We start from the raw sequence: 23,507 nt of genomic DNA, 5'->3' as shown, positions 1-23,507 counted from the left end.
AAATAAACCGACAAAATACAGGTTGAAGCTCCTGTTTTTCCGGTTTTTTTGTATGTGCCAAAACGTATTGTGATGTCAGGAACCGTCTTCTATACTGAATTCATAAGGTACGACAATACAAAATACGAGGTGCAATCACATGATGAACTTTTTCGGTAAAAAGAAAAAACAGCAGGATGCGATAGAACAAGCAGATCAACTGATGAATAAAGGCCTGTCAGGCTTATTTATGAAAGGTCTAGTACCCAAAGAGCATCGGGAACAGATCAACCAAAGCCTAAATTCGGCAAGACAAGCTCAAACAGCGGCTAACGGTGGTTTGGCGATGGCAGCGACTGCGGTTATTATTTCGGTAACAGATACCGGGAAGCTCGTGAATTTTGATCCGATCGTAGTGCTAGTGCTAGATGTGACAGAAATTAACGGCAATCGATACCAAAAAACGTTGGAAACGCTCGTATCCAAGCTGCAAATCCCGCGGCCTGGAGATACGGTGGGTCTGGGAAGCAACCCGAAAAATCCATCAGAGCTGATCTATATGGGTCTGGTGACAGCGTAAAATGAATGAGGTGTTTCACCCTATCTTGCTGACATATATTTTAAACAGATGATTGAAAAGGGGTTTTGAAGGATGAAAGGATTTTTGAGTATGATCGGGGTACTTCTAGTGTTTGGTGTAGGCTTCTCACCATTCTTGGCTAACTACTTATGGAATGATCCATTTTTGATTATGGATGCTCCGTGGTATCGGCCGTTAATTTATACAGGCTTTGCGCTTATATTTCTACCTGGTATTATAGGTGCGTTTTTCGGAGGGGGTAAAGTCAAGAAGGGTGCTCCTGGGGTAGGGATCATTACTAGTGTTCAGCAAACAGGGACTTATGTAAACAATCAGCCGCAGGTAAAACTTGGGTTGACCGTAACCAAACAGGGAGAAGACAAATATGATACTGCTTTGACGACGATTATTCCTTTAACTTCCATGGCTCAATTTCAGCCAGGCTCGATCATTCCACTCGTAATATCGGAGAAAGACAAAAAGAAAGTAGGACTTGACCTGAAAGGGCAGGTGTCGCAGATGGATTTGCAAGCGTTAATGAATGAGCAAATGGTCAAGCAGGGCGTATCGCCCGAGCTGATGGAAATTGCCAAAACCGGTGAGCAGGCATATGCAAAGGTGCTGGATGTTACACCCATGGGTGAAGCGGGATCCGATAAAATTAAGCTTCAATTTACGCTGAGTGTAACGAAAAGCAACGGCGATACCTTTAATGTAACCACGCAAAAGGATGTTTTTTCTTCCCAACTATCCAAGCTGCAGCAAGGAAGCATTATAGAGGTCATTTATTCACCTCAAGATCCTTCGAAATTGGTCTTTAAAACACAAGTGAGTGAAGCCGAGGTACAGCAAGCATTTGGTTCTTCTCGATCATAAAAAAGTTTTTTATGATACCTGTTTCAGATACAGCCTATAGGTGTATTATAATAGTATCCCGACACCAGGAGGTTGATAACGATGGATAATCAAAGTAGATCCGAACTGGCGAATAGGGATGGCCTGTCACGGCCGAGAGGCTTAAATAGACAGGTTGTCGGAAACAACTATGAAATGGGCTATGATCAGGACAAAAGTCCACCACATCTAGGGAGACCCTGATCACAACAAGGCGAGGACAGACACTTTGGGATCACACAGCACATTGGAACTGAGGTAGGACATTCTTGGATACCAAGACTAGAGACCTTAAGGAAAGAAGTGATGCGGGATGGATAAAGTGGAGTTTCCGAGCAAGCGTAGAGTAATCAGGCGAGGCTGACATGAATTTCAAATGAACATGAAATGTGGTTCGTTGAAGACAGATGGAAGCAACATCGCAACAGTGTAATCGAACCCGTGATCTAATTGCAGTATTGAAAGTATAGGGGCGAAGCCCCAGGACCGTCTTCCTCTCTGGCTTGGGCTGGGGAGGAAGACGGTCCTTTTCACGTTCGAGGCTACTTTTGAGAAAGTTGCTCGACCGTTTCTCGGAAGGTATCAATAAAAGCTTCGGCAGCTTTAGACAAATAACGTCCGTTCCGGTAAGCAATGGCCAGGGTACGGCTGGGAGTAGGTTCGGCGAGTGGCAGCAATGCTGGAACAAACTCGCTACTGGCGGCCCGTGCGATAAAACGTGGGACGAGTGTCACGCCCATACCTGTCGCTACGAGCGATTGAAGGGTCTCCATATTAGTGCTTTCAAACACCACATTGGGTTCAAAGCCTGCTTGATGACATAGATCCATCGTCAGCTTGCGAAAGCCTTGCCCTTTTTTCAGGACGACAAAAGGCTCGTCTTTCAGTTCTTCCATATGCACTGGCAGCGGCTGGGTACCATTTTTACGCAGGGCTAGGGGATGACCCGGAGGAACAGCGAGATCAATCCATTCTTCACCGATGGGTACATAAGAAAGTGTAGGTTCTACTAAGGGAAGAGAGAGCAGGCTGAGATCTGTATCGCCACTTGCCGTTTTTTTCTCCAGATTCATGGATGAATCTTCGACTAACACGATTTCAATGTCTGGATGAGCCCTCTTGAATACAGGCAGCACATGCGGCAGCAAATGGGAGCCTGTGATAGGCATACTGCCAACGACGACCTTCCCTTTTCGCAGCTGAGAAATATCGTCCATTTCCTGCCGGAGCTGCTCGACTGCATCAACTATTTTTTTTGCCTTTTCTACAAAGCTTGCTCCTGCATGTGTTAATTCCACCGTGCTGGTGTTGCGTTGAAATAAAAGTACCCCAAGTTCTTTTTCAAGTTTGGACAATTGTTGGCTCAAAGAAGGCTGAGCAATATGCAGTTTTTCTGCTGCGCGTGAGAAGTTTTTTTCCGCTGCAATTTGCAGGGTGTACTGAAGCTGTCTGAATTCCATCGAATTTCATGCTCCTTATCTTATAAACTTTTCCTATTACATCATAGACTGATTATACAATAATAAAATTAAATGCCCAGTCCTGACGAATCTCATGTGTCACAAGTATTATATAGATGAAGCGTTTTGTCACAAATATCGTCTTTTAATATAGATAATGAATTCCTTTAACATTCTCCTGATAAAACATAATTAATCTTAGTTCTGGTTGTACAAAAAAGATCTGGGAGGAAAATGAATGCTAAAATGTTGGGGGCTACATACGAAAAAACCGGTGGCTGCACTCGTAGCGACGATGATGCTAGCAGTAAGCGGTGGGACGGCGATGGCAGTCGAAAAGGACACGTCGATTAAAAACGTAATTATTTTGATTCCAGACGGTATGGCTAATGACGCCACTGCACTGGCTAGATGGTACAAAGGATCCTCCTTAACGTTAGACAGCATGGCAAGCGGCATGGTGCGTACGCATTCTGCGGATGCTCCAATTGCCGATTCTGCTCCAGCGGGTACTGCTTTTGCCACAGGACATAAATCTCATACTGGGTATGTAGGTGTCCTTCCTGATGAAGCGACAATGCCTGGACAACAACCCATTGCAGGGGGTGACGCCAAAAAACCTGTAGCTTCCATTCTTGAGGCTTCCAAGCTGGCAGGAAAATCGACCGGAATTATTGCGACTTCCGAGATTATGCATGCGACACCAGCTGATTTTACCGCACATTATCCTGATCGTAAAAATTATGATGCACTCAGCATGCAGCAAGCCTACAACGGGGTTGACGTAGTGTTAGGTGGAGGCGGCAAGTTTTTGGAGGCAGCAGGGCGTAAAGATGGCCAAGATTTGGTAGCCCAAATTAAAGACCAGGGTTATGACTTTGTCACGACACCTGAAGGGTTGAAAAAATCGACCTCCAGCAAGCTCTGGGGCAGCTTTTCTCCCGAAGCCCTTGCGTATAACCTGGATCGCGATGCATCCAAGGAACCTAGTCTGGCGGAAATGACATCGAAAGCCATTGATGTGTTGTCCAAAAACGATAAAGGCTTCTTCTTAATGGTAGAAGGCAGTAAAGTGGATTGGGCCGCCCATGCAAATGATCCAACCGGAATTATTAGTGACGTGCTTTCATTTGACGATGCGGTGAAAGTGGCTGTGGATTACGCCAAACAAAACCAAAATACTGTCGTCGTAGCAGTGACAGACCACGGAAACGGTGGATTGACGATTGGTAGCAGCGATACAACTAGCAATTATGACAAAACGCCTTTAGCTGCTTTTATAGACCCGCTGAAAAAAGCGAAGCTGACGGGTGAAGGCTTGGAAGCCAAGCTGAATGCAGATCGCAGCAATATTAAAGAGGTGCTTTCCACGTATTTTGGCATCACCGATTTGACAGACGAAGAAGTGAAAACCATTAAAGATGCCAAAGAAGGCAGCATGAACTATGCTGTCGGACCGATCATTAGCAAACGTGCGAATATTGGCTGGACTACAGGCGGACATACAGGAGGCGATGTCGTGTTGTACACGTACGCGCCGAACGGAGACCGTCCATCCGGTGTAATCGACAATACGGATGTAAATAAGTATATGACACGTGTACTTGGACTGGACTTGGATACAGTCAGCAAGCAGCTTTTTGTTCCTGCAAAAGCCGCTTTTGAAGCTAAAGGAGCCAAGTTTACTGCGGATACGAAAGTCATTACAGTGACCAAAGGCAGTAACAAGCTGGAGCTTCCGGTATACAAAAATATTGCTATGCTGAATGGTAAAAATACCACGCTCAACGGTGTAGTTGTATTTAACGGTGTTGATTATTTTGTACCCCAGCAGGCAATTGATTTGATTCAGTAATATGCAGAATCATCGACAAGGGCTGTTTCTTCCATTAGAGGAAGAGACAGCTTTTTTGTGTGTTGAGCTAAATGTGTATTTTTTGAGGCGGAAGTTGAAGAAGGTTTTTATAAAATGGGATTTTTTGTGAAACTAGTCACGTTACATCTTCTTCGATATTGCTAGAATAATACATGTACGGTACAAGCCGCTGATGATGCGAAGTCCGGATGGACGAGGGAAGAAGGGATGAGTCACGGACGAATTATTACTGCGTCTGGCTGACGGCAAGGAATGGACGCATACGGAAATGATGGAGTTGCTGACACGTTTGGATGATGAGCCGACGCTACGGGCTCAACTGAGGCACCTGGCAGCTCGCACCAAATTGGAGCGCTATGGCAAAGGTGTTTTTTTACGGGGATTAATTGAATTCTCCAGTATATGTCGTCAGGACTGCATGTACTGTGGGCTGCGTGCTTCGAATAAACAGGCAGATCGTTACCGTTTGCAGCCGGAAGAAATTCTGGCCTGTTGTGCGGAGGGCTATGAACTCGGCTATCGGACCTTTGTGCTGCAAAGTGGGGAAGATTACTGGTTTACAGCAGCCCGGCTGACGAAATTGATTCGAGAAATTAAAAGCCGTTTCGCGGATGTGGCAGTCACACTGTCCATCGGTGAACGAGATGATGAAACTTATGAGCAATTATACGAGGCGGGCGCGGACCGTTTTTTGCTGCGGCATGAGACAGCTTCCCCCCGTTTGTACGCCAAGCTGCATCCGACGATGACGATGGAAAGCAGGCGCAGCCGTCTGCTGGCTTTGCAACGAATCGGCTTTCAGATCGGGGCCGGATGTATGGTGGGGTTACCAGGACAAACAAATAGTGAATTAGCAGACGATTTGGTCTATCTGCATAGCCTGTCACCAGATATGATCGGGATTGGTCCTTTTTTACCGCATAGCAACACGCCGCTTCGGGATGCCAGTCAGGGGAGCATGGAAAAAGCTCTCGATATTATTTCGTTATCCCGACTGGTTGTTCCAGATGCACTTATTCCGGCGTCCACGGCAATGGGAACGATTCATCCCCAAGGCAGGGAGAAGGCGCTTCAGGCAGGGGCAAATGTGGTGATGCCCAATTTGTCGCCACTGGCGGTGAGGCCTAAGTATGCGATTTATGAGAATAAAATATGTTTGGGAGATGAGTCTGCCCAATGTCGTCATTGCCTGGAACTGCGGATTCGTGGAGCGGGATTTGAAGTCGATATGGGGCGCGGTGATAGTTTGAGGGTGCAACGACAACTTATGAGATAGGAAACTTTGTGAGGCTATGACGGAAACATTGCAGTAACCATAAATAAGGAGATGGGTATACGTGAGTGGAGTACGGGAGAAAGTATCGGCGGATTTTATTAATGAAGCAGAGATTATGGCAGCAGTGGAGCAGGGGAAACAAGAGGCAACAGATCGACACCGTATTTTAGAAATTTTAGAAAAGGGGAGAGCCTGCCGGGGACTGAGTGCGAGTGAAGCGGCGGCTCTTTTACATGTGGATGATCCTGAATTATTGGAAGAGATGTTCAAATCTTCGAGGGCAGTCAAAGAGCAAATTTATGGCAACCGGATTGTGTTGTTCGCCCCTTTATATGTAAGCAACCACTGCGTGAATAACTGCGAATATTGTGGTTATAAACATACCAATGACAGCTTTACTCGTAGCCGTCTGACACCGGAGGAATTGGTGGAGGAGGTTAGAGTGCTTCAAGAACTGGGACACAAGCGACTCGTGCTGGAAGCGGGAGAAGACCCAGTTCATTGTCCCATTGACTATATCGTCGATTGTCTGCGCCAGATCTATGAGGTCAAGGTGGATAACGGCAGCATTCGGCGGATCAATGTGAATATTGCATCCACAACCGAAGAGGACTATCGGAAGCTGGCAGAGGTGGGCATTGGAACGTATATTTTATTTCAGGAAACGTATCATCGTGAAAGCTATCGTAAATTCCACCTGCAGGGACCAAAGCGGGACTTTGATTGGCACACTACGGCAATGGACAGAGCCATGCGTGCGGGTATAGATGATGTGGGGATCGGTGTGTTGTACGGTCTGTATGATTTTCGCTATGAGACCGTAGCGATGCTGAAACATGCCGAGCACTTGGAAGAAGCCTTTGGCTGTGGCCCTCATACGGTTTCAGTTCCACGATTGCGTCCGGCTGAAAATGTAGATCTGGAGCGATATCCGTACCTGGTCAACGATGAGGATTTTATGAAAATTGTATCCGTTCTTCGACTGGCTGTCCCTTATGCTGGAATGATCCTGTCCACGCGCGAGGAGCCGGAATATAGGGACCGCGTCATTGGTCTAGGCGTGTCGCAGATTAGTGCAGGTTCAGCTACAGGCGTAGGGGCATATGCAAAACAGGAAACTGATGATAAGCCTCAATTTGAGGTGGGGGATCATCGCTCACCATCGGAAATTATTAAAAGTCTGTGCCGTGGCGGATATATGCCGAGCTACTGCACAGCTTGCTACCGTGAGGGGCGAACTGGAGATCGTTTCATGGAGCTTGCCAAATCAGGACAAATTCATAATGTATGCCAGCCGAATTCGCTGCTGACCTTCCAAGAATATCTGCTGGATTATGGGGATGAGGAGGCACGTGAACTGGGAGCTGCCGCTCTGCGAGAAAATCTGGAGCGTATACCACGTGAATCGACGCGCCGTTTGACGCTTGACAGACTTGAACGACTGGAAGCAGGCGAACGCGATTTGTATTTTTAGCAATTTATATTATTCGTAGTATCATTTCACGCTATGAAATCTCATGATTTATAATGAACTTGAAAATAAAAAGCAGTCGCGTTGAAATCAGCGCGACTGCTTTTGTGTGTCTGGAAAAAAATATGAATACCGAGATGAGGACTTTTAGGAATAACTGCCGGCCTCTACAGCTTGCTCCCATGCCAGCATAGCAGATGGGAAGCATTCAATAGCACGGGGAAAGACCCCCTGTACATAAGCGATGAAAACACCATAGTTCACAATCGGCACGCCGGCAGCTTTCGTTTCCGACATTCGATGAAGCATCGTACGCCGATTGAGCATGCATGCACCGCAATGAATAACCAGTGCATATTCGCTCAGATCATCAGGGAAGCTGGAGCCGGATGCATGCTCGATGATGAGACGTTTGCCTATCGTTTGGCGGAGCCAGCGGGGAATTTTCACTCGACCAATATCGTCAGATTGGCATTGGTGAGTGCAGGCTTCGGCAATAAGTACACGGTCTCCATCTTTGAGGCGATCAATGGCTCTTGCACCTCGTACCAGTTCGTCCAGATCGCCTTTATGACGGGCAAACAGGATGGAAAAAGAGGTGAGAGGCACATCTTTGGGCGTGTCAGCCGCTACTTTCATAAAAACCTGTGAATCGGTAATGACCAAGCGAGGCTTGCGTCCCAATCTCTCCAGTGTCAATCGTAGTTCATGTTCTTTGGTCACTACGGCGATGGCATCACTCTCTAGTGTATCGCGGATTGTTTGCTGTTGTGGCAGGATCAATCGGCCTTTTGGTGCAGCTTTGTCAATGGGAACGACCAGCACAACAACATCGCCGGGTGACAACAGGTCACCGACGATACGAAAACGATCCTCGTTTTGGGGGAGTGTATTCGTGATAGCCTTTTTCAGTTCCGTGTCTCCCCGGAGCAAAGATGCACTGAAAGGAATCAAGGTGAGATCCAGTTCAGTTGCCAGTTTTGTAGCCGTTTTATCTGATTCTGTAAGGGTATCTATCTTATTCAATACCCCAATAACAGGAATCTTTTTGATACGGAGCTTTTCGAGTAGCTCATGCTCGAATAATCCGACTCCAACGGTGGCGTCGATAACGAGAAGAGCCAAGTCTGTACTATTAAGTATTTCTAGCGTTTTGTTGCGGCGCAGCTCTCCGATCTCACCCTCATCGTCCAGTCCGGCGGTATCCACCAAAACAATGGGACCCGCTGGGAGCAGCTCCATCGGTTTGAAAACGGGGTCCGTGGTCGTTCCTCCTACAGGAGATACCACAGCGACGGGCTGACCAGTCAGGGTGTTCAGAATGCTGGATTTGCCTGCGTTACGGCGACCAAGCAGGACGATATGTGGTCGGTTGCTACGAGGGGTATCATTCATTCCCATGGTGAGTTCCTTCTTCCTGCCCCGGAATTCCGGGCTTGGTTACTGTATAGGGATGGCATAATTGGTCAATCCGCGAACGGGTCAGTAGGCCGCGATCTTCTGCAATATCCTCTGGTGTGCGACCTTGCACAATGGCCGTCGATGCAATGGAGGCAGCCTCATCATAGCCAAGCTCCGCGACCAGCGCAGAAGCCATCACGGCTGAGTTACGTAGATTTGTAATACAGCGTTCTTCACGCACGATCAGGCCACGCACACATCGTTCTTCGAATAGTCGAACCGCTCTGTTCAGAATATGTAGCGATTCCAGCAACGATTCGGCAATCAGCGGCAGGAATGCGTTTAGCTCCAACTGACCCGAGGCAGCGGCCATAGTGATAGCCACATCTTCGGCTATCACACGCATGGCTGTTAGTCCTGCCATTTCAGCTATTACCGGATTGACCTTGCCAGGCATAATAGAGGATCCGGCCTGAACTGGAGGTAGTGTGTATTCGCCAATACCACCGAAAGGACCAGAGGCCAATAGGCGAAAATCGCCAGATATTTTGAACAGATTCACGGCGGCTGATTTGAGTAGACCGGACACCTCCACAAAGACATCCATATTTTGAATCGGGTCCATCGGGTGGTCGCTACGACTCAGTCCAAAGCCGGTCACATCCGCCAGCTTTTCGACCATCCGATAGCTGTATGCGCGGGGCGCGTTCATACCTGTGCCAATCGCCGTGCCTCCAATAGGGATTTCCCGCAGCCGCTCTTCGGCCTTATAGAGACGCCAGCGGTCGCGCGCTATAGCCTTTGCATAGGCACCAAAGCCCTGCCCGGCCATCATGGGCAGGGCATCTATTAGCTGAGTGCGGCCTAGCTTGAGTAGGTCGGCATATTCTGTTTCTTTGTGCTGTAAAGCATCCTGTAATGAAGACATTGTGTCACATAAAGGCCGAAGCAGCCGTATCGCTGCAATTCGTAGCGCTGTGGGATAGACATCATTCGTAGACTGACAGCAGTTCACATCATCCAGCGGATGTACAATTTCATACTGCCCTGGTCTGCCTCCTAGCTGTACGATGGCCAAATTAGCAATGACCTCATTTACATTCATATGGGTACTGGTGCCTGCGCCGCCTTGCATAGCATCCACGGTAAACATATGTTGGTGTCTCCCGGCGAGTATTTCATCACAAGCATATACAATGGCAGAGGCCCGTTGGACAGGAAGCCGTTTCTGCTCACCATTCACTTGAGCGGCTACTTTTTTTACCAACACAAGAGCGTGGATCAGGTTTTGGTTCACAGGCCTGCCACTGACCGCAAAATTGTTCATCGCGCGTGCGGTGTGAATACCGTAAAAGGCGTCTGCGGGAATTTCCATCTCTCCTAACGCATCCCGCTCGGTTCGCGTATTTGTAGGTAGAGGGAAACCTTCAGTCATAGACCTGTTGCCGGAATGCGTGTCATATGCAGCAGCTGACGTGCACTTGCAGCGCGTTTTTCCTCAACCCGGGCATGAACCAGATCTGGCTCGACCAGCTTGAGGGCTTTTGTTGGACATTTACCAATGCAGGCCGGGCCGCCGTCCACACCTTCGCACAAATCACATTTGCTGGCAATCATGCGTTCTTTGGGTTGTAAACGGCCTGACATATTGGTGTACAGTCCGTCTTGAACGACAGGCTGCCCGTTTCGATACTCGGGTACCATGGTAATCGCGCCGTAAGGGCAGGCGATCATGCAGGTTTTACAGCCAATGCAGCTTTCACTGTTAATGAGAATGCAGCCATCTGCGTTCGTAATGGAGCCGTTCGGACAAGCGTTAGCGCATGGGGCATCCTCACAGTGACGACACTGAACGGGTGCAGTGACTCCAAATGATTTAATAACCTTCAGACGAGGGTGAAAATGAAACTCATCATCTGGTGAGATAAAAGGGTTCTCCGCTGAATGTGCGATGACACATGCGATTTCACAGGTACGACATCCGATACACTGGTCGGGATCAGCTAAAACAAAACGGTTCATACAATTCGACTCCTCTCTAACTAACGACAAATATAATGTATACAGCATAAAAAACTTAACGTATTAATGAATGGAGTAATCCGTATCCCCATTGATAGAAATAGTGCTACTGCGGCTTTGCTTGCCAGGCCCCCGTTGTTGGAAGGTCGTGTGCAGAAGATGATGCGACACATGACCCAGCGGCTCACCTAGAAATTCATCATAAAGTTTAATGATGTGAGGGTTCTCATGCGATTTTCGTACCTGGCGTGCAGCATCATGTCCATAGATGGAGGATTTACGTGCCCGATAAGCTTCAATTCGTTGCTTTTCTAACATGATCTTGGGTTGTCCCCCTCCACTGATACATCCGGCAGGGCAGCCCATCACCTCAATAAAATGATAATCACATTCGCCCGCCTGGACACGATCCAGTAGCTGATAGGCATGCTGTAGCCCGGCGACGACCGCTACCTTGAGCTGTAGCTTGCCTACCTGAACCTCAGCTACTCGAATGCCTTCCTCACCACGTACAAAATCGAGTTGGAGCTTCGGCAGTTTTTCATTCGTCAGCAGCTCGTAACCTGTACGGATGGCAGCTTCCATGACTCCTCCAGTGACTCCAAAAATGGAGCCTGCACCGGAATATTGCCCTAACGGTGAATCGAATTCTTCATCAGGCAGGTTTGCAAAATCAATTCCGCTCTGCTTGATCCAGTATGCAAGTTCACGCGTGGTCAGTACCTCATCTACATCACGGTAACCGTCAGATTCCATTTCGGGACGATCACATTCAAATTGTTTACAAGTACATGGCATGATGGCAACGCTGTATATATTCGCAGGTTCCACTTCGTCCAGTTGTGCGCCATAAGATTTGATAAGCGCTCCTAACATTTGCATCGGAGATTTGCAGCTGGATAGATGGTCTAGCAGATCGGGATATTCGATCTCGGCAAATCGGACCCATGCTGGACAGCAGGATGTGAACATAGGCAAGGGACCGCCTTCGGTCACGCGACGAATCAATTCCGTGCCTTCCTCCATGATGGTCACGTCAGCTCCAAAGTTGGTGTCATATACCCGGTCGAAACCAAGGCGGCGCAAAGCAGCAGCCATTTTCCCAGGCGTCAAGGTGCCAAACGGCATACCGAATTCCTCCGCGAGTGAAACACGAATGGCCGGAGCACATTGGACGATCCGAAACTGTCCAGGTTTGGTCATCATATCGCTTACCTTATTCAAGTTGTAGCTATAATAGGCAGCGAATAGCGGCTCTCTGATGTCGGCAGGCATATCGCGTTCTTGTATACGCTCCAGCCGTCTAGCGGCGCTTTCCTGTGGAGATGAACCTGTCCAGTCAGATGCGTATACGCTGCATATTTGTACACATTGACCGCAAATAACACATCGGTCTGCATTAATGGTTTGCGGTTCTCCAGGCAGTCCCTCTATGGCATCTACTGGACAAACCTCAGCACAGCGTCTGCATCCCGTGCAGAGCGTCGGGTCAATATGAATGACAGGGTCTGTGTAATCAGTCGTCTTCATACAAGGAGGTGAAGAGATCTTGTCTATAGTGGTTGACATGTTTTTCTACCTTTCTGCGGCTGATTTTGACCTTACAGGCGTGGGAAAAAGACTTCCCGCCGAGGCTCTGGAGGCGAGTCGGATATACCCTTGGCCAGCCGTAGGACATGATTCGGGCAGGCATCTACACATGCAGGCTGTCCGTTCTCTGTTTCCGCGCACAGATCGCATTTGCTTGCCGCGGTGCGGGGAAGGGCCACTCGATTTGCCCGGTGAGTCAGGCCGGACTGCGTCACAAGGTGTCCGGCCCGATAGACCGGAGACACCTCAATTGCCCCGAAGGGGCAGGCCAAAACACAGGAAGTACAGCCGATACATCGATCCTCATCTATCATGACGACTCCGTCCTCCTGACGAATGGCCTGCACCGGACAGGCATGTGCGCAGGGGGCATTTTCGCAATGCCGGCATTGCACCGGCACATACGTATCCCCTGTACGAACAACATACACCTTGGGTACGACAGGAACGCTGACGGTTCCGACCGAAGCTCCTATACCGTTAGCCTGACTGTGAACGGCGAAGCACGCCAGTTCACAGGCTTTGCAGCCGATGCACTGCCCGGCGTCTGCGACTACAAAAGAAGAAGCAACAGCGCTTGTTCTACCGGCTGCTCCCATTCTACTCATCGAAGCTGACCGGGTATCAGTCGGACGGTGCATCATATTCCCTGTGCCGCTCATCTTGTCACCTTATCAGCCAAAACAGCTTCCTGGACGTTCATCTGTTTGCGAATCTGTTGGTACGATTCATGTACATCACGTTCGGCCTGAGCTTGGTCGGCGATTCGTTCCAGGCGGATGGCACAGTATTTTAATTCCGGGGTTTTGGATACCGGATCGAGAAAATCAGCGGTCAGCTCGTTGCATGCTCCAACCCACCAGTGATAGGTCATGTAGGTCGCACCTTGTTGCACACGGTCACTGATTTGTGCCCGAGCCATGATGCGTCCCCGGCGGGAGGATATGGCAACAATTTCACCGTCCAGAATATTCAGATCTGCTCCGTCTTCCGGGCTAATCTGAATAAAGCCAGGCTCATCAGACAATTGGCGCAGCGCACGGCAATTGCCAGTCATGGTACGAACGGAGTAGTGGCCTACCTCACGGACTGTAGACAAGACAAGCGGGTATTTTGCATCCGGTTGTTCTTGTGGCGGACGCCATTCGCAGGCGAATAATCTGCCTTTGCCACTAGGTGTCGAAAATTGATTTCCTTTATACAAATACGGTGTACCTGGATGATCCTCAGTAGGGCAGGGCCATTGCACGCCGCCTTGCTGCTCCACTTTTTGGTAGCTGGCACCGGAGAATAATGGGCAGAGGCTACGCATTTCATCCCAAATTTCCTCTGTGTTTGCATAGGACATAGGGTAGCCCATGGCGGTAGCAACCTCGCTAATAATGGCCCAGTCTGGCTTTACATCACCCTGTGGCTCGACGGCCTTTCGGATGCGCTGAAAGCCCCGATCTGCCGAAGAATATACACCGTCATGCTCGCCCCAAGCAGTAGAAGGGAGGATGACATCGGCATGCAGCGCTGTTTTGTTCATGAAAATATCCTGGACCACGACAAATTCCAATTGGTCTAGGGCTTCACGCAACTCGGCGGCGTTCGGATCACTTTGTACAGGGTCTTCGCCGAAAATGTAATAAGCTTTCAGCTTGTTCTCCTTCAGGATGAGGTGTGGTACCTCCGTAAGTGGATATCCTTTTTTACGCGGTAGCTCAACACCCCATGCTTTTTCAAACTTTTTGCGAACCGTGGTGTCTGTTACATCCTGATAGCCAGGATACACATTCGGCAAAGCGCCCATGTCGCAGGAACCCTGTACATTGTTTTGTCCCCGTACTGGTCCGATACCCACATTCGGCTTGCCCAGATTTCCGGTCAACAGTGCAAGGGAAGCGAGCCCCTTTACTACGTCAACGGCCTGTGAAAATTGGCATACGCCCATTCCGTACAAAATGGTAGCGGTAGGGGCCTTTGCATATTCCCTCATAGCCGCCCGGATATCGGCCGCCTTGACCCCCGTAATGCCTTCCGCATATTCGGGAGTATATTTTTTAATGCTGTCTACGTATTCGGCAAAGCCTTCTGTGTTTGCTTCAACATATCGTTTGTCGTACAGTCCTTCATGCACAAGTACATGACCAAAAGCGTTCACCAAAGCCATGTTCGAACCGCCCTTTAAGGGTAGCCACATATTCGAAATACGAGCTGTTTCGGTCATGCGCGGATCGCATACAATAATTTTGGCGCCTCTTTGCTTGGCAGCTACAATGCGTCTTGCGACGATCGGATGTGTTTCGGGTGCATTATATCCAAGTACGAAAATGAGATCAGAGTGTTCAATTTCAGGAATAGAGTTGGACATAGCTCCATCTCCGAGCGAGTAAGTCAAACCTGCCACAGAAGGGCCATGGCATACACGAGCGCAATGGTCAATATTGTTCGTGCCAATGACCGCCCGCATGAACTTTTGCATGACATAATTGGCCTCATTTCCCGGACCACGTGCGGAGCCCGTTCCCATAATGGAGTCGGGTCCGTATTTTTCCTTAATTGCTGACAGCCGTTCGGCAGTATATTGAATGGCTTCCTTCCACTCCACTTCCTCCATAACTCCATTTTTGCGAATCATGGGCTTGCGCAAGCGTGCAGTCAGAATTTGCGGGTCATTCAGAAAATCCCATCCGTAGTGTCCTTTCAGACACAACGTTCCTTCATTCGTACGACCACTAGCCGGCTCTGCGCCAATTACCTGTCCTTTTTCCACCAGCAAATGAAGCTGACAACCGCTCCCGCAGTAGGGACATACGGTCAATACCTTGTCTGCCATAAGTGCAGCACCTCTTTTATATGAAATAGATGAAACTCGAAACATAAAAAAAGCCAATACAAAAATGCCGCTTTACGCTGCATCCTGTACTGGCTTATCCGCGAGCGAGGAGACAAGGCTCCTTCCCGCTAATCCAACCGGTGTATGTGTTGTAGTTCTAGAGTAATGATAATGTGTCCGTCTCCATGGACGGAGGGGCAGACCTCCCAAGTATAAGTGAAGGGACTGCCGAGTGTTTTTTCGGCTTCGTTCATAAACTCCTTTTCCAGATAGGGACGAAGGACGTCCCAATATTCTCTGACCTTGTCCTCAGCCCCTTCATGAACGAGAATTTCGGACAGATTAGACAATGTACCTCGAATTTCTACCGTAATCCGGAGCGGCGAATCTAGTGAAACCTTGACGTTGTCCGGTCCTTTTCCCCGGTAGTGTTTGACAATACATACGGCCAACTTCCTGATGCGCTCACGGTATTCCAATTCGGTATTCAACATCTGGACACTCCGCTTCGAATCAAAATAAAGGCGTACTTGCCGCGCATGCCAGACAGCCTGTGTAGCTAGTTTAGAACAAGACGTAACCGTCCCGACCAAAGTGGTCTGCCCAGCACGGCGTATCACTCTTCTATGGTAGAACAGGTTGGCCCGGAAAGATGTGAAATTCATTACACTGAACCAAAATTTTACATGGATTAGCCCCCTCTTGAAGCAGCTTTACCTCTATGGTTTGTATGATGCTTCTCGTTCTATCGCATTGCTTGTACAGTTCTAATACAAAAGCAGTAGATGAATTTATCATTATTACATTGAACGAAAATGCTAGTCCAACACCAGAAAATATAAATATGTTATCCAAAATGGGTGATATCGTACGTGATTCTGCAACTACCATGATATGTGTGGGATTGGAAGTGGTATTCGTGAACATCATCTTCAGGTTATGCGAATTCCGGAAGATTAGTTGCTAAGAGGAATACTGGGTACGCTAAATCATCAATCCAACGCTAATTTGTCTGTACACAAACCAACAGATCCTAAGCAGATCGCCCAAGTCATTGTCTGTTACAAACACCCGACGAACAGCGTTGGTTTTCAAGTCGAGACCCATAATAAAGTGGCAGCAAAGCAATTTATCGCACTGTACAATCGCTTTCATCATGGGGTAAAGTGCGGGTTCAAGATGTAGAATCTATGCGAAATTCAGTTGTAGAAGGGCAACTTAAAGGTCGCCAAATGAAGAAATTACTGCAACGTGTGGCTGAACATAAAGCCGCAAGTCAAGCCATGTATAAATAAAGAGAAGAGGTCCGTGCTAGAATGCATGGGCCTCTTCAAACCTTTAATAATTGATTTTATAAAACTTTACTGTTTAACCAGAACGGATAAATCGCCTTCAAAAACTTGCTCCTCTTTGTGGTTGAAAGTCGACAGCATTACAGTAACGAGTCCTGTTCCATTCCTCATCTCTTTTACTCCAATCACTTCAACGATGGTGTACAATTCGTCGCCTGGATATACTGGCTTAATAAATTTAATATTATTCATAGCAGTTCCAGCAATAACCTCATCACCGTAACTCCCTGTTTCAACCCAAAGCTTAAAAGAAACAGCTAATGTTTGAATTCCTGAAGCGATAATTCCATTAAACCTGCCTTTTAATGCTTTCTCTTCATCTAAATGCATATATTGCGGGTCAAACTCCCTTGCAAATCTGGTAATATCCTCTTGAGTTAATTTCAAAGACTTGGTTTTAAATACTTGTCCGATATAAAATTCATGAAACCGCATTATTACACCTCTTGATTAAATTATTTGCTTATTTATAGAGTAGCATAATATCACCAATCAAGTTAAACTGTCCGTTAGCTTAATGACGTATTGTCCGTCTACAAATTTATATTCACTGAACAATATTTCCCTTTAAAACTCGTAGCGTTATAGCAGCAAATTAATTTAAGATACAAGTATGAAAAGCCTCTGATAATTCAGGGGCTTATTTTGCGTCTTGAGGAGGTGACGAAATACATGGCAAAGATAAAATCCACATTGGATATACAACTGGATCTAACCAGATCGGTTCAAGAATTGACTGAGGTTATTTCTGCTGTAATTGCTTCACAGCCAGCACGCCGGAAAGAAATTCTTATAGGTTTGGATATTGCGGTAGGAAATGCATTAGCAGAGATACAGGCCCAAGAGGAAAAGAATCAAAAAGCAAATGATGATAGCTCAGGAAAAGTTTCCTGAACGGAGAGACGGGGGAAGAAGGTTGGATAAGTGGGAGTTTTTAAGTTCTGTACTGCTTTAGGAAGCAGCGCTGTGACGTATTTTTATGGTGGGTGGTCGGGAGTATTGGGGGTGTTACTTGCTCTGGTCATTATTGATTATGTGACCGGATTATTTGCCGCTGCCGTAGAAGGTAAGAAGGGTACCGGACCAGGTTTAAAAAGCAAGATTGGTCTTATCGGTATAGCTCGAAAGGTATTTATTTTTGCAATGGTAGCAGTATCCCATCTAATTGATGGAGTCTTAGGCGATTCGCACCTATTCCGAGATGCGGTCGCCTATTTTTATATGGAAAATGAGCTAGGGTCCATTTTGGAGAATGGTGGCAGACTCGGCGTTCCTATCCCGCCTGTGATCCGACAGGCCGTAGAAGTTTTAAAAAGTAAAAGTGGTAAGGAAGGAGAGAAAGAGGATGCAACGACGAAACAGCCGTAATGCCCAAGGAATAGACGTATCCCGTTATCAAGGAAAGATTGATTGGAAGGCGGTTAAACCGACGGTATTTCATTTGCCTACATTAAAGCAAGTCAGGGGCAAGTTATGTTGACCCAACATTCATTACAAATGCAAAAAAAGCCAAGAAAGCAGGCGTGTTGTTGGGGGCCTATCATTTTTTAGATGCCACCAGTGTTGACACAGAGAAAGCGGATGCACGGCATTTTGCTGATGTGTAGGATCAGGTTGGAGGTGCCAAAGCGCTGGAGCTTCCTGCGGTGATGGACTACGAAAACAATCCTGGCAAGCTCTCCAAACACTTATTAGTGCTGTAGCATTAGCCTTTCTTTTGGAATTGGAGCGCCTGACAGGACGAAAGCCAATCATTTACACGGGTAGTGCCTTTGCCGCCAATTTTAACGCCTCATTGGGCGGTTACCCATTATGGATAGCCCGGTATAGTGACACTCGCGTCCCAAGCGACACAGTGACATGGAAACGTTGGGATATTTGGCAATACAGCGACAGCGGCAAGGTAGCTGGGATAAAAGGGAACGTGGACATGAATGAGTTTGACGGTACAGCGGACGAGCTGTGTAAGCGATTCGGCGCTGTTGTCCCTGCACAAGAGACAGAATCCGTTACACCCGGCATATTCCGCGTCAATGGCAAAGAAGCGGGGAGAGCACTTCTACATGGCTCCAGAACTTATGTACCGTTGCGGTCTTTGGCAGATGTATTGGGCTTTTCTTATCACTGGGACAACACCCGTAAGGAAGCGTATTTAAACAGAGCCAAGCTGCAAACTGTCCAACTTGTAGACGATACGGCTTATGTGCAACTCAAGCCAATTGCAGAAGCTTACGGGCAGTAGTGTCCTGGGATTCAAAAAATAAAATCGCATCGTTGAAAACGAAAGGGGAAAAGTAATCATGCAATCAATTATCGAAACTGTGCAACCTTACGTAAATACCATCTCCACAGCCGCTGTGGGTGTGCTTACAGCGTTTGTTTTAGGAGGTCTGAACAAAACTCAAAACTAAGGTTAACGTGTGGCTAGAAGCGCGTACTACGGCGGCACAGAGGGAAATAATCCATAAAATTGCTGGGGAGGGCTTTGCTTTTGCTCAAACAGCATTTAAAGAAGCTGGAGGAGAACGTAAGCTTCAGGAGGCTTTGCAGTATGCTTCACTTACTCTTTCCAGTCAAGGTATCGTAGTATCCCAAGTAGAGTTAAAATCCGCGATTGAGAAGGCATATCTGGAGATAAGGCCAAAACAAAAGTGGCACTCGCTACTGACGTACAGACAAACGAGGAGGCAACACGGGCAGCAGCTAAGGAAGCTGTATCGGGGCTTGCTGCAAAGCTTAATGATTTCTTGGCTCGTGCTACAGCAGAGGTATCATCCGGTCAGGTTCAGACAGAAACTGAGTCTATTCAAGAACCAACAGAATCAGTACAAGCGCCTGCTACGGAGCAAGACTAATACGGCTATAGTTACAAAGTAAACACTAAACAGATAAGGAAAGCCCGAAAGATAGCGTAAACTTGCTTCTTTCCGGCTTTTTGGCATGTTGCTAATCAGAGCAATTACTTGTTCAGCAGCATGAAGTTATTGATGAAACCCTCTTCTTGTATAAAGATGGGGGTTTGAATTTTCGATGTGAAATCATAATAATATACGCCGCGCCCTTCCTCCTCATTTTTCTCAGAGGCGCTACCCAAATAGTAGACACCCTTGCCGTCGGGGGACATATAGACAAATTGGCGGGATAAAATAGGCAACTTGATTTTGGTGCGTTTACCTGTTGCAATATCAATCAGACTATACTCTGGATTGCCACCATTAATGAATCGAGTGGTTATGAGGAGCAGCTTATCATTACTGCTGGACATCGATGATATTTCTTGATTTTTTAGTGTAATAACAGAACGCTCTTGCTTAGTGACGCTATTGATTTCTGTAACCTTGTTATCCGGTGGGATCATAATGGTCTGTGTTCGGTTTGAGATTTCTCTTTGTTCATCTTGCTCCTCAGCTGAATAATGTGAACTGTAAATTGCTTTTTTGGCTGGATTATAGGTTATAGACCAAGTTTGTTCTTCATGGTTTTTATCTTGGTTTTCATCATGCATAAATTTCATGGCGTGCGTTGTTTTATTGTAGAAAATAGTTTTAAGTATACGTTCTCCTTTTTTGACCGCAACCAGAACGAGTGGGCCATCTGGAGTAGTTGGTACGATACGATTGATGGCAAACAAATTATCGGTAAGCTGTTCGTTTTTTTTGGTATTCAAGTCATACGAAAATAACTGGTCTCCCTTATCACCAACACCGGCAGAGTAATAAATTTTGTGATCAGGCAAGGACACCACAGAAAGCGGGTACTGGGAGGTATAGGGGACGTCGGCCAGCTTGGTCACTTTCTTACTACTCAAGTCGTACGTCATTACACGCATAACCATGCCTTGATCTGCATTTTTCCCATTTACATATTCTGTATAAGTCATGGATAGATATTGGCCCTGACCGGCTAGAGCTGTCTTTTCCCCTGATTGGGTTTTTATGGGTACAGCAGATTCTGCGGGTGGAGCAGTAGAGGGGGAGCAGGATGACAATAAAGCTGGCACGAGCAGGAAAAGTATAAAGAACTTAAAGGATTTGTAGTGGCGTGTTCTCAAAACGAGACATCCTTTCTGAAATAAGTGATGAATCAAACTGAATATGATAACGAAAAGGGAAAGGATAGGACGCGAGATCCTATCCTTTTTCGGTGCAAAGATATTAAAAATCATAGGAATATCTTGCTGAAAATGAGACGTACGAATGCCATTCTAAACCTAGATCCTCTACACCCGTTTTCCAAATATCAATGACTGCATCTGGAAGACTCCCATTATCAGCTTTATAAAAATTAGCTACGATATCATTATCATAATTTCTTACCCGAATTTTTGTCCCAAACTCGGGATTATCAATGGCTCCTTTTGTTGCACAGTCACCTCTTTGAAGTCTATTGGAATTTTCTCCATACGTGTCTGTGAAGTTTGTTCCTCTCCCTGTGCCTCGAACATAGCCATCAGATGTTCCGCTAATTTTAATTTCATTATCATGATTTCCATATGTATATGCCCCAGGTGGTTTGCGTGTACCGCGTGGTAATGCTGAAGCGAAACATTATTAGTAGTAATCGCATTTTCTTTTTGATCAGGCAAGATAATATCTTTGATGTAACCTTCGCCGTCATAAATAACTTTTAAACCAGGCTGAGGGTCAGGGTTATCAATATGATATACCGGCAGTGATTTGGTTGCTTCATCGATCTCTTTATCCTGTTGTTTTTCTTTTTCTAGCTCAGCCTGTTGTTCAGCAGTAAGAGGGCAATAGCAGCTTTAGATTTTTGCTGTTCAGGTACTGGAGTTCCTTTTTCCAATACAACCATGTTATTGTTCTCATCATATTGGATGATGGTACCCGCTAACATGCGGTCAGGGATTTTATCTCCTTTTTCGGCATGAGAGATTGCCGGGCTGACGACTCCCAAAGAAATGAGTAGCGTTGCAGCCAGAAAAGCTTGTGGAAGAAATTTTACTTTCATACAAAGTACCTCCTTGAAAAATTTGTAAATACAAAGCCAGCGTAAAGGAATCTACTAATATTTTCAACCTTTTTATGGCATATATGAATATATTTAATATTTTTTAAGATGGGTATAGGCTGCGGAGAGTGTTCTTTACGTCATTTCATGCCACCGATTATGCCGAAGTTCTTTAATAAAATGCAAAAGAAATAAAGGTTATTGACAACTGTTAAATTATGGACAACAATAGAATGCAATAATATAAAAGTTTTGGAATTTCTGTATGAAGGGTGGATATGACATGAAGCATACACCTACGATTAGAGCAGAATTAGACGGATATTTAAAACAAGAAGGTTTGAGTCTATCGCAATTTGGGCAAGTTGCAGGCATGAATAGGGGGGCGCTAAGTGCCATTGTGACAGGAAACAAGCCTATGTCTGTTAACCAGCTTGATCTAATTACTGAGGCGATGGGTTTACCGGAAGGCCACTTTTACGACTTATTTATAGAAAACTACATCATCGACACGCCCCCGAATATGAGACGAATCGAGCCATTTTTGTATCGTTGTGCGGAGTTGGACAAGTTGGATGCGATCCGTCGAGTGGTAGGAGCCATCATGGACAATCTACTTTATTCGCCCAAACTGTTTGACATTGCAGAAACCCTATTCGCTCAAGGACGCCATGCTGCGGCGCTGCTGCTCTATGAGAGCGTAGCAGAAGCAGAGAAGTACCAACATTCTGAACGTCTGGCAGTCTGTCAATATCGAATATTTACGATTCAAATTGGAGATGATCAAAGTCGGAATATGAAGGCAGCTATACTGTTTGAGCCTTATGTCGAGCGTTTGGATGAAATAGACCAGCTTGACGCATTGAAGGATTTGGCAAACGTATATAGGTCATTACGTAAATGGGACAAGGTAGACGAAATGGCAAGGCAAATGAGAGCTAAAGCGGAAATCCAGTATAGTTTACAACACCAAGAAAAACGAAAGTTTCTAGATGATGAAAAGAGAACAAGAGGGCCGTTATTTGGATACATTGCTTATGCTGACCTGTTGTGTGCTAGTGTTTGTGAAGCTCAAGGCGATTATCAACAAGCTCTACAATATACATACGCCTATGCGGATTTAGACTGGGTTAAAGAGGATGACGAGGACACAAAACACTGGGTAAACCTGTTCAGTCACTGGGCGGTAGGAAATACTTACGTATATAAGCTGTTGTCAGGAGAAATAAGCCTGCTGAACGATTATGTTGAATATATTGCTACAACATCAGCCGCTAACGAGAATGAAAAGCTTTCAAAACTGCTGAATGTTATAATCGCAGCAAACCAGTTTAGCATAGATGTAGACGATATACTCAAACGATTTGAAACGCTAATTGCGACTTTTTCACAACAACCATCATCAGATGATATGTATACCCGACAAGTGATACCGGATTATATCGCGTGGTTTGGTTACGAGTTAGGTTTTTATTATTTATACCGAGGGAAGTACATTGATGGCTTTAAATATTTGATGAATGCAATGGTAAAGTCACATATAATAAATAATGAAACTTACTTTATAAACTGTATGGGGTTGTTTGTTCGTTTTCAAGCCCATGCAGTTCCTGAAACTAAAGCTGAGTATTTCAATTTTATTGAAAGGGTGTGGGAAAACAATGTTCAAAAAAATGGTACTTTTAGTCATCGCGGCTAGCTTTTTGTTTATTGTTACTATGCCGGACCAAGCCTTTAACCACCACCATAGTATTCAGCCTAACGTTACCATTGGAGGATTTTAAAGAAAAAGCTCTGCTAACCTTATGGTTGGCAGA

The 23,507-nt window shown here is 46.3% G+C and carries 22 protein-coding genes and 2 pseudogenes; 12 read left to right on the top strand and 12 right to left on the bottom strand.

What is annotated here, in order from left to right:
• The first annotated feature begins 139 nt into the window (after window positions 1-139).
• The 3 genes from MHH57_RS14220 (at window position 140) to MHH57_RS14210 (ending at window position 1,657) form a co-directional block, all read left to right on the top strand.
• On the top strand, window positions 140-559 hold the full coding sequence (locus tag MHH57_RS14220; protein WP_029517392.1) for a hypothetical protein: 420 nt from the start codon (window positions 140-142) through the stop codon (window positions 557-559).
• Window positions 560-631: 72 nt separating this feature from the next.
• A complete protein-coding gene (locus MHH57_RS14215) occupies window positions 632-1,435 on the top strand; it encodes a hypothetical protein (RefSeq protein WP_165146856.1) in 804 nt (267 codons plus the stop codon).
• A gap of 81 nt (window positions 1,436-1,516) precedes the next feature.
• Window positions 1,517-1,657 (top strand): hypothetical protein, encoded by a 141-nt coding sequence (locus tag MHH57_RS14210; RefSeq protein WP_165082404.1) that lies wholly within the window; start codon window positions 1,517-1,519, stop codon window positions 1,655-1,657.
• 338 nt (window positions 1,658-1,995) lie between these two features.
• Here the strand turns inward: MHH57_RS14210 and MHH57_RS14205 are convergent, their stop codons facing one another.
• On the bottom strand, window positions 1,996-2,913 hold the full coding sequence (locus tag MHH57_RS14205; protein ID WP_029517394.1) for a LysR family transcriptional regulator: 918 nt from the start codon (window positions 2,911-2,913) through the stop codon (window positions 1,996-1,998).
• 238 nt (window positions 2,914-3,151) lie between these two features.
• On the opposite strand from MHH57_RS14205, the gene MHH57_RS14200 reads away from it, so the two are divergent.
• The 3 genes from MHH57_RS14200 to hydG all read left to right on the top strand — a co-directional run bounded on the left by MHH57_RS14200 (window position 3,152) and on the right by hydG (window position 7,539).
• Window positions 3,152-4,768, top strand: coding sequence for an alkaline phosphatase (locus MHH57_RS14200; RefSeq protein ID WP_342434242.1), 1,617 nt, complete (start codon window positions 3,152-3,154; stop codon window positions 4,766-4,768).
• 256 nt (window positions 4,769-5,024) lie between these two features.
• Window positions 5,025-6,065 (top strand): [FeFe] hydrogenase H-cluster radical SAM maturase HydE, encoded by a 1,041-nt coding sequence (hydE, locus tag MHH57_RS14195; RefSeq protein ID WP_274385934.1) that lies wholly within the window; start codon window positions 5,025-5,027, stop codon window positions 6,063-6,065.
• A 61-nt stretch (window positions 6,066-6,126) separates the two neighbouring features.
• The gene (gene hydG / locus MHH57_RS14190; RefSeq protein ID WP_013310651.1) at window positions 6,127-7,539 is read left to right on the top strand and encodes a [FeFe] hydrogenase H-cluster radical SAM maturase HydG; all 1,413 of its coding nucleotides are present in this window, start codon (window positions 6,127-6,129) and stop codon (window positions 7,537-7,539) included.
• A 144-nt stretch (window positions 7,540-7,683) separates the two neighbouring features.
• Here the strand turns inward: hydG and hydF are convergent, their stop codons facing one another.
• From hydF to MHH57_RS14150, 8 genes are all read right to left on the bottom strand, one after another.
• Window positions 7,684-8,937, bottom strand: a complete 1,254-nt coding sequence (hydF, locus tag MHH57_RS14185; RefSeq protein ID WP_029517396.1) for a [FeFe] hydrogenase H-cluster maturation GTPase HydF — start codon at window positions 8,935-8,937, stop codon at window positions 7,684-7,686.
• Complete coding sequence (locus MHH57_RS14180) at window positions 8,924-10,372, bottom strand: aspartate ammonia-lyase (RefSeq protein ID WP_342434241.1); 1,449 nt, start codon at window positions 10,370-10,372, stop codon at window positions 8,924-8,926. The genes hydF and MHH57_RS14180 overlap by 14 nt, the downstream gene beginning before the upstream one ends.
• Window positions 10,369-10,959, bottom strand: a complete 591-nt coding sequence (locus MHH57_RS14175) for a 4Fe-4S dicluster domain-containing protein (protein WP_342434240.1) — start codon at window positions 10,957-10,959, stop codon at window positions 10,369-10,371. The genes MHH57_RS14180 and MHH57_RS14175 overlap by 4 nt, the downstream gene beginning before the upstream one ends.
• Before the next feature lie 63 nt (window positions 10,960-11,022).
• A complete protein-coding gene (locus MHH57_RS14170) occupies window positions 11,023-12,489 on the bottom strand; it encodes a [FeFe] hydrogenase, group A (RefSeq protein WP_342434239.1) in 1,467 nt (488 codons plus the stop codon).
• A gap of 71 nt (window positions 12,490-12,560) precedes the next feature.
• Window positions 12,561-13,157 (bottom strand): 4Fe-4S dicluster domain-containing protein, encoded by a 597-nt coding sequence (locus MHH57_RS14165; RefSeq protein ID WP_342434238.1) that lies wholly within the window; start codon window positions 13,155-13,157, stop codon window positions 12,561-12,563.
• Between the two features lie 50 nt (window positions 13,158-13,207).
• Window positions 13,208-15,370 (bottom strand): formate dehydrogenase subunit alpha, encoded by a 2,163-nt coding sequence (gene fdhF, locus MHH57_RS14160; protein ID WP_342434237.1) that lies wholly within the window; start codon window positions 15,368-15,370, stop codon window positions 13,208-13,210.
• 128 nt (window positions 15,371-15,498) lie between these two features.
• Window positions 15,499-16,035, bottom strand: coding sequence for a hypothetical protein (locus MHH57_RS14155; protein ID WP_230585033.1), 537 nt, complete (start codon window positions 16,033-16,035; stop codon window positions 15,499-15,501).
• 696 nt (window positions 16,036-16,731) lie between these two features.
• Window positions 16,732-17,157, bottom strand: a complete 426-nt coding sequence (locus MHH57_RS14150) for a MaoC family dehydratase (RefSeq protein ID WP_029517401.1) — start codon at window positions 17,155-17,157, stop codon at window positions 16,732-16,734.
• 237 nt (window positions 17,158-17,394) lie between these two features.
• Between MHH57_RS14150 and MHH57_RS14145 the strand changes: the two genes are divergently transcribed.
• The 5 genes and pseudogenes from MHH57_RS14145 (at window position 17,395) to MHH57_RS14125 (ending at window position 19,577) form a co-directional block, all read left to right on the top strand.
• Window positions 17,395-17,616, top strand: coding sequence for a hypothetical protein (locus MHH57_RS14145; RefSeq protein WP_165146841.1), 222 nt, complete (start codon window positions 17,395-17,397; stop codon window positions 17,614-17,616).
• A 72-nt stretch (window positions 17,617-17,688) separates the two neighbouring features.
• Window positions 17,689-18,090 carry a phage holin family protein gene (locus tag MHH57_RS14140; RefSeq protein ID WP_342434236.1) on the top strand — a complete coding sequence of 134 codons (402 nt, stop codon included), beginning with the start codon at window positions 17,689-17,691 and terminating at the stop codon, window positions 18,088-18,090.
• Window positions 18,068-18,697 (top strand): annotated as a pseudogene (locus tag MHH57_RS14135) (glycoside hydrolase family 25 protein); the annotation flags it as partial. The gene MHH57_RS14140 and the pseudogene MHH57_RS14135, both read left to right, overlap by 23 nt.
• Before the next feature lie 443 nt (window positions 18,698-19,140).
• Window positions 19,141-19,296, top strand: a pseudogene (locus tag MHH57_RS14130) (hypothetical protein); the annotation flags it as partial.
• A gap of 77 nt (window positions 19,297-19,373) precedes the next feature.
• Window positions 19,374-19,577, top strand: a complete 204-nt coding sequence (locus tag MHH57_RS14125; RefSeq protein ID WP_342435193.1) for a hypothetical protein — start codon at window positions 19,374-19,376, stop codon at window positions 19,575-19,577.
• Window positions 19,578-19,681: 104 nt separating this feature from the next.
• Here the strand turns inward: MHH57_RS14125 and MHH57_RS14120 are convergent, their stop codons facing one another.
• The 3 genes from MHH57_RS14120 to MHH57_RS14110 form a co-directional block, all read right to left on the bottom strand.
• A complete protein-coding gene (locus MHH57_RS14120; protein ID WP_342434235.1) occupies window positions 19,682-20,602 on the bottom strand; it encodes a hypothetical protein in 921 nt (306 codons plus the stop codon).
• Between the two features lie 432 nt (window positions 20,603-21,034).
• Window positions 21,035-21,307 (bottom strand): hypothetical protein, encoded by a 273-nt coding sequence (locus MHH57_RS14115; protein ID WP_342434234.1) that lies wholly within the window; start codon window positions 21,305-21,307, stop codon window positions 21,035-21,037.
• Between the two features lie 134 nt (window positions 21,308-21,441).
• Window positions 21,442-21,690 (bottom strand): hypothetical protein, encoded by a 249-nt coding sequence (locus MHH57_RS14110; RefSeq protein ID WP_342434233.1) that lies wholly within the window; start codon window positions 21,688-21,690, stop codon window positions 21,442-21,444.
• Between the two features lie 283 nt (window positions 21,691-21,973).
• Between MHH57_RS14110 and MHH57_RS14105 the strand changes: the two genes are divergently transcribed.
• Complete coding sequence (locus tag MHH57_RS14105; RefSeq protein ID WP_039271170.1) at window positions 21,974-23,389, top strand: helix-turn-helix transcriptional regulator; 1,416 nt, start codon at window positions 21,974-21,976, stop codon at window positions 23,387-23,389.
• The last annotated feature ends 118 nt before the right edge of the window (window positions 23,390-23,507 follow it).

It is taken from the genome of Paenibacillus sp. FSL H7-0442, assembly GCF_038593105.1.
GTDB classification, from domain to species: domain Bacteria; phylum Bacillota; class Bacilli; order Paenibacillales; family Paenibacillaceae; genus Paenibacillus; species Paenibacillus polymyxa_D.
This window is presented reverse-complemented; position numbering and strand designations above follow the sequence as displayed.

Coding starts and splice junctions, on each gene's coding strand:
- fdhF (WP_342434237.1), bottom strand. CDS start 15,370: ATGGCAGACAAGGTATTGACCGTATGTCCCTACTGCGGGAGCGGTTGT.
- MHH57_RS14105 (WP_039271170.1), top strand. CDS start 21,974: ATGAAGCATACACCTACGATTAGAGCAGAATTAGACGGATATTTAAAA.
- MHH57_RS14175 (WP_342434240.1), bottom strand. CDS start 10,959: ATGAACCGTTTTGTTTTAGCTGATCCCGACCAGTGTATCGGATGTCGT.
- MHH57_RS14110 (WP_342434233.1), bottom strand. CDS start 21,690: ATGAAAGTAAAATTTCTTCCACAAGCTTTTCTGGCTGCAACGCTACTC.
- MHH57_RS14120 (WP_342434235.1), bottom strand. CDS start 20,602: ATGACTTATACAGAATATGTAAATGGGAAAAATGCAGATCAAGGCATG.
- MHH57_RS14170 (WP_342434239.1), bottom strand. CDS start 12,489: ATGAAGACGACTGATTACACAGACCCTGTCATTCATATTGACCCGACG.
- hydF (WP_029517396.1), bottom strand. CDS start 8,937: ATGGGAATGAATGATACCCCTCGTAGCAACCGACCACATATCGTCCTG.
- MHH57_RS14210 (WP_165082404.1), top strand. CDS start 1,517: ATGGATAATCAAAGTAGATCCGAACTGGCGAATAGGGATGGCCTGTCA.
- MHH57_RS14150 (WP_029517401.1), bottom strand. CDS start 17,157: ATGCGGTTTCATGAATTTTATATCGGACAAGTATTTAAAACCAAGTCT.
- MHH57_RS14155 (WP_230585033.1), bottom strand. CDS start 16,035: ATGAATTTCACATCTTTCCGGGCCAACCTGTTCTACCATAGAAGAGTG.
- MHH57_RS14215 (WP_165146856.1), top strand. CDS start 632: ATGAAAGGATTTTTGAGTATGATCGGGGTACTTCTAGTGTTTGGTGTA.
- MHH57_RS14205 (WP_029517394.1), bottom strand. CDS start 2,913: ATGGAATTCAGACAGCTTCAGTACACCCTGCAAATTGCAGCGGAAAAA.
- MHH57_RS14145 (WP_165146841.1), top strand. CDS start 17,395: ATGGCAAAGATAAAATCCACATTGGATATACAACTGGATCTAACCAGA.
- MHH57_RS14200 (WP_342434242.1), top strand. CDS start 3,152: ATGCTAAAATGTTGGGGGCTACATACGAAAAAACCGGTGGCTGCACTC.
- MHH57_RS14165 (WP_342434238.1), bottom strand. CDS start 13,157: ATGAGTAGAATGGGAGCAGCCGGTAGAACAAGCGCTGTTGCTTCTTCT.
- MHH57_RS14220 (WP_029517392.1), top strand. CDS start 140: ATGATGAACTTTTTCGGTAAAAAGAAAAAACAGCAGGATGCGATAGAA.
- MHH57_RS14180 (WP_342434241.1), bottom strand. CDS start 10,372: ATGACTGAAGGTTTCCCTCTACCTACAAATACGCGAACCGAGCGGGAT.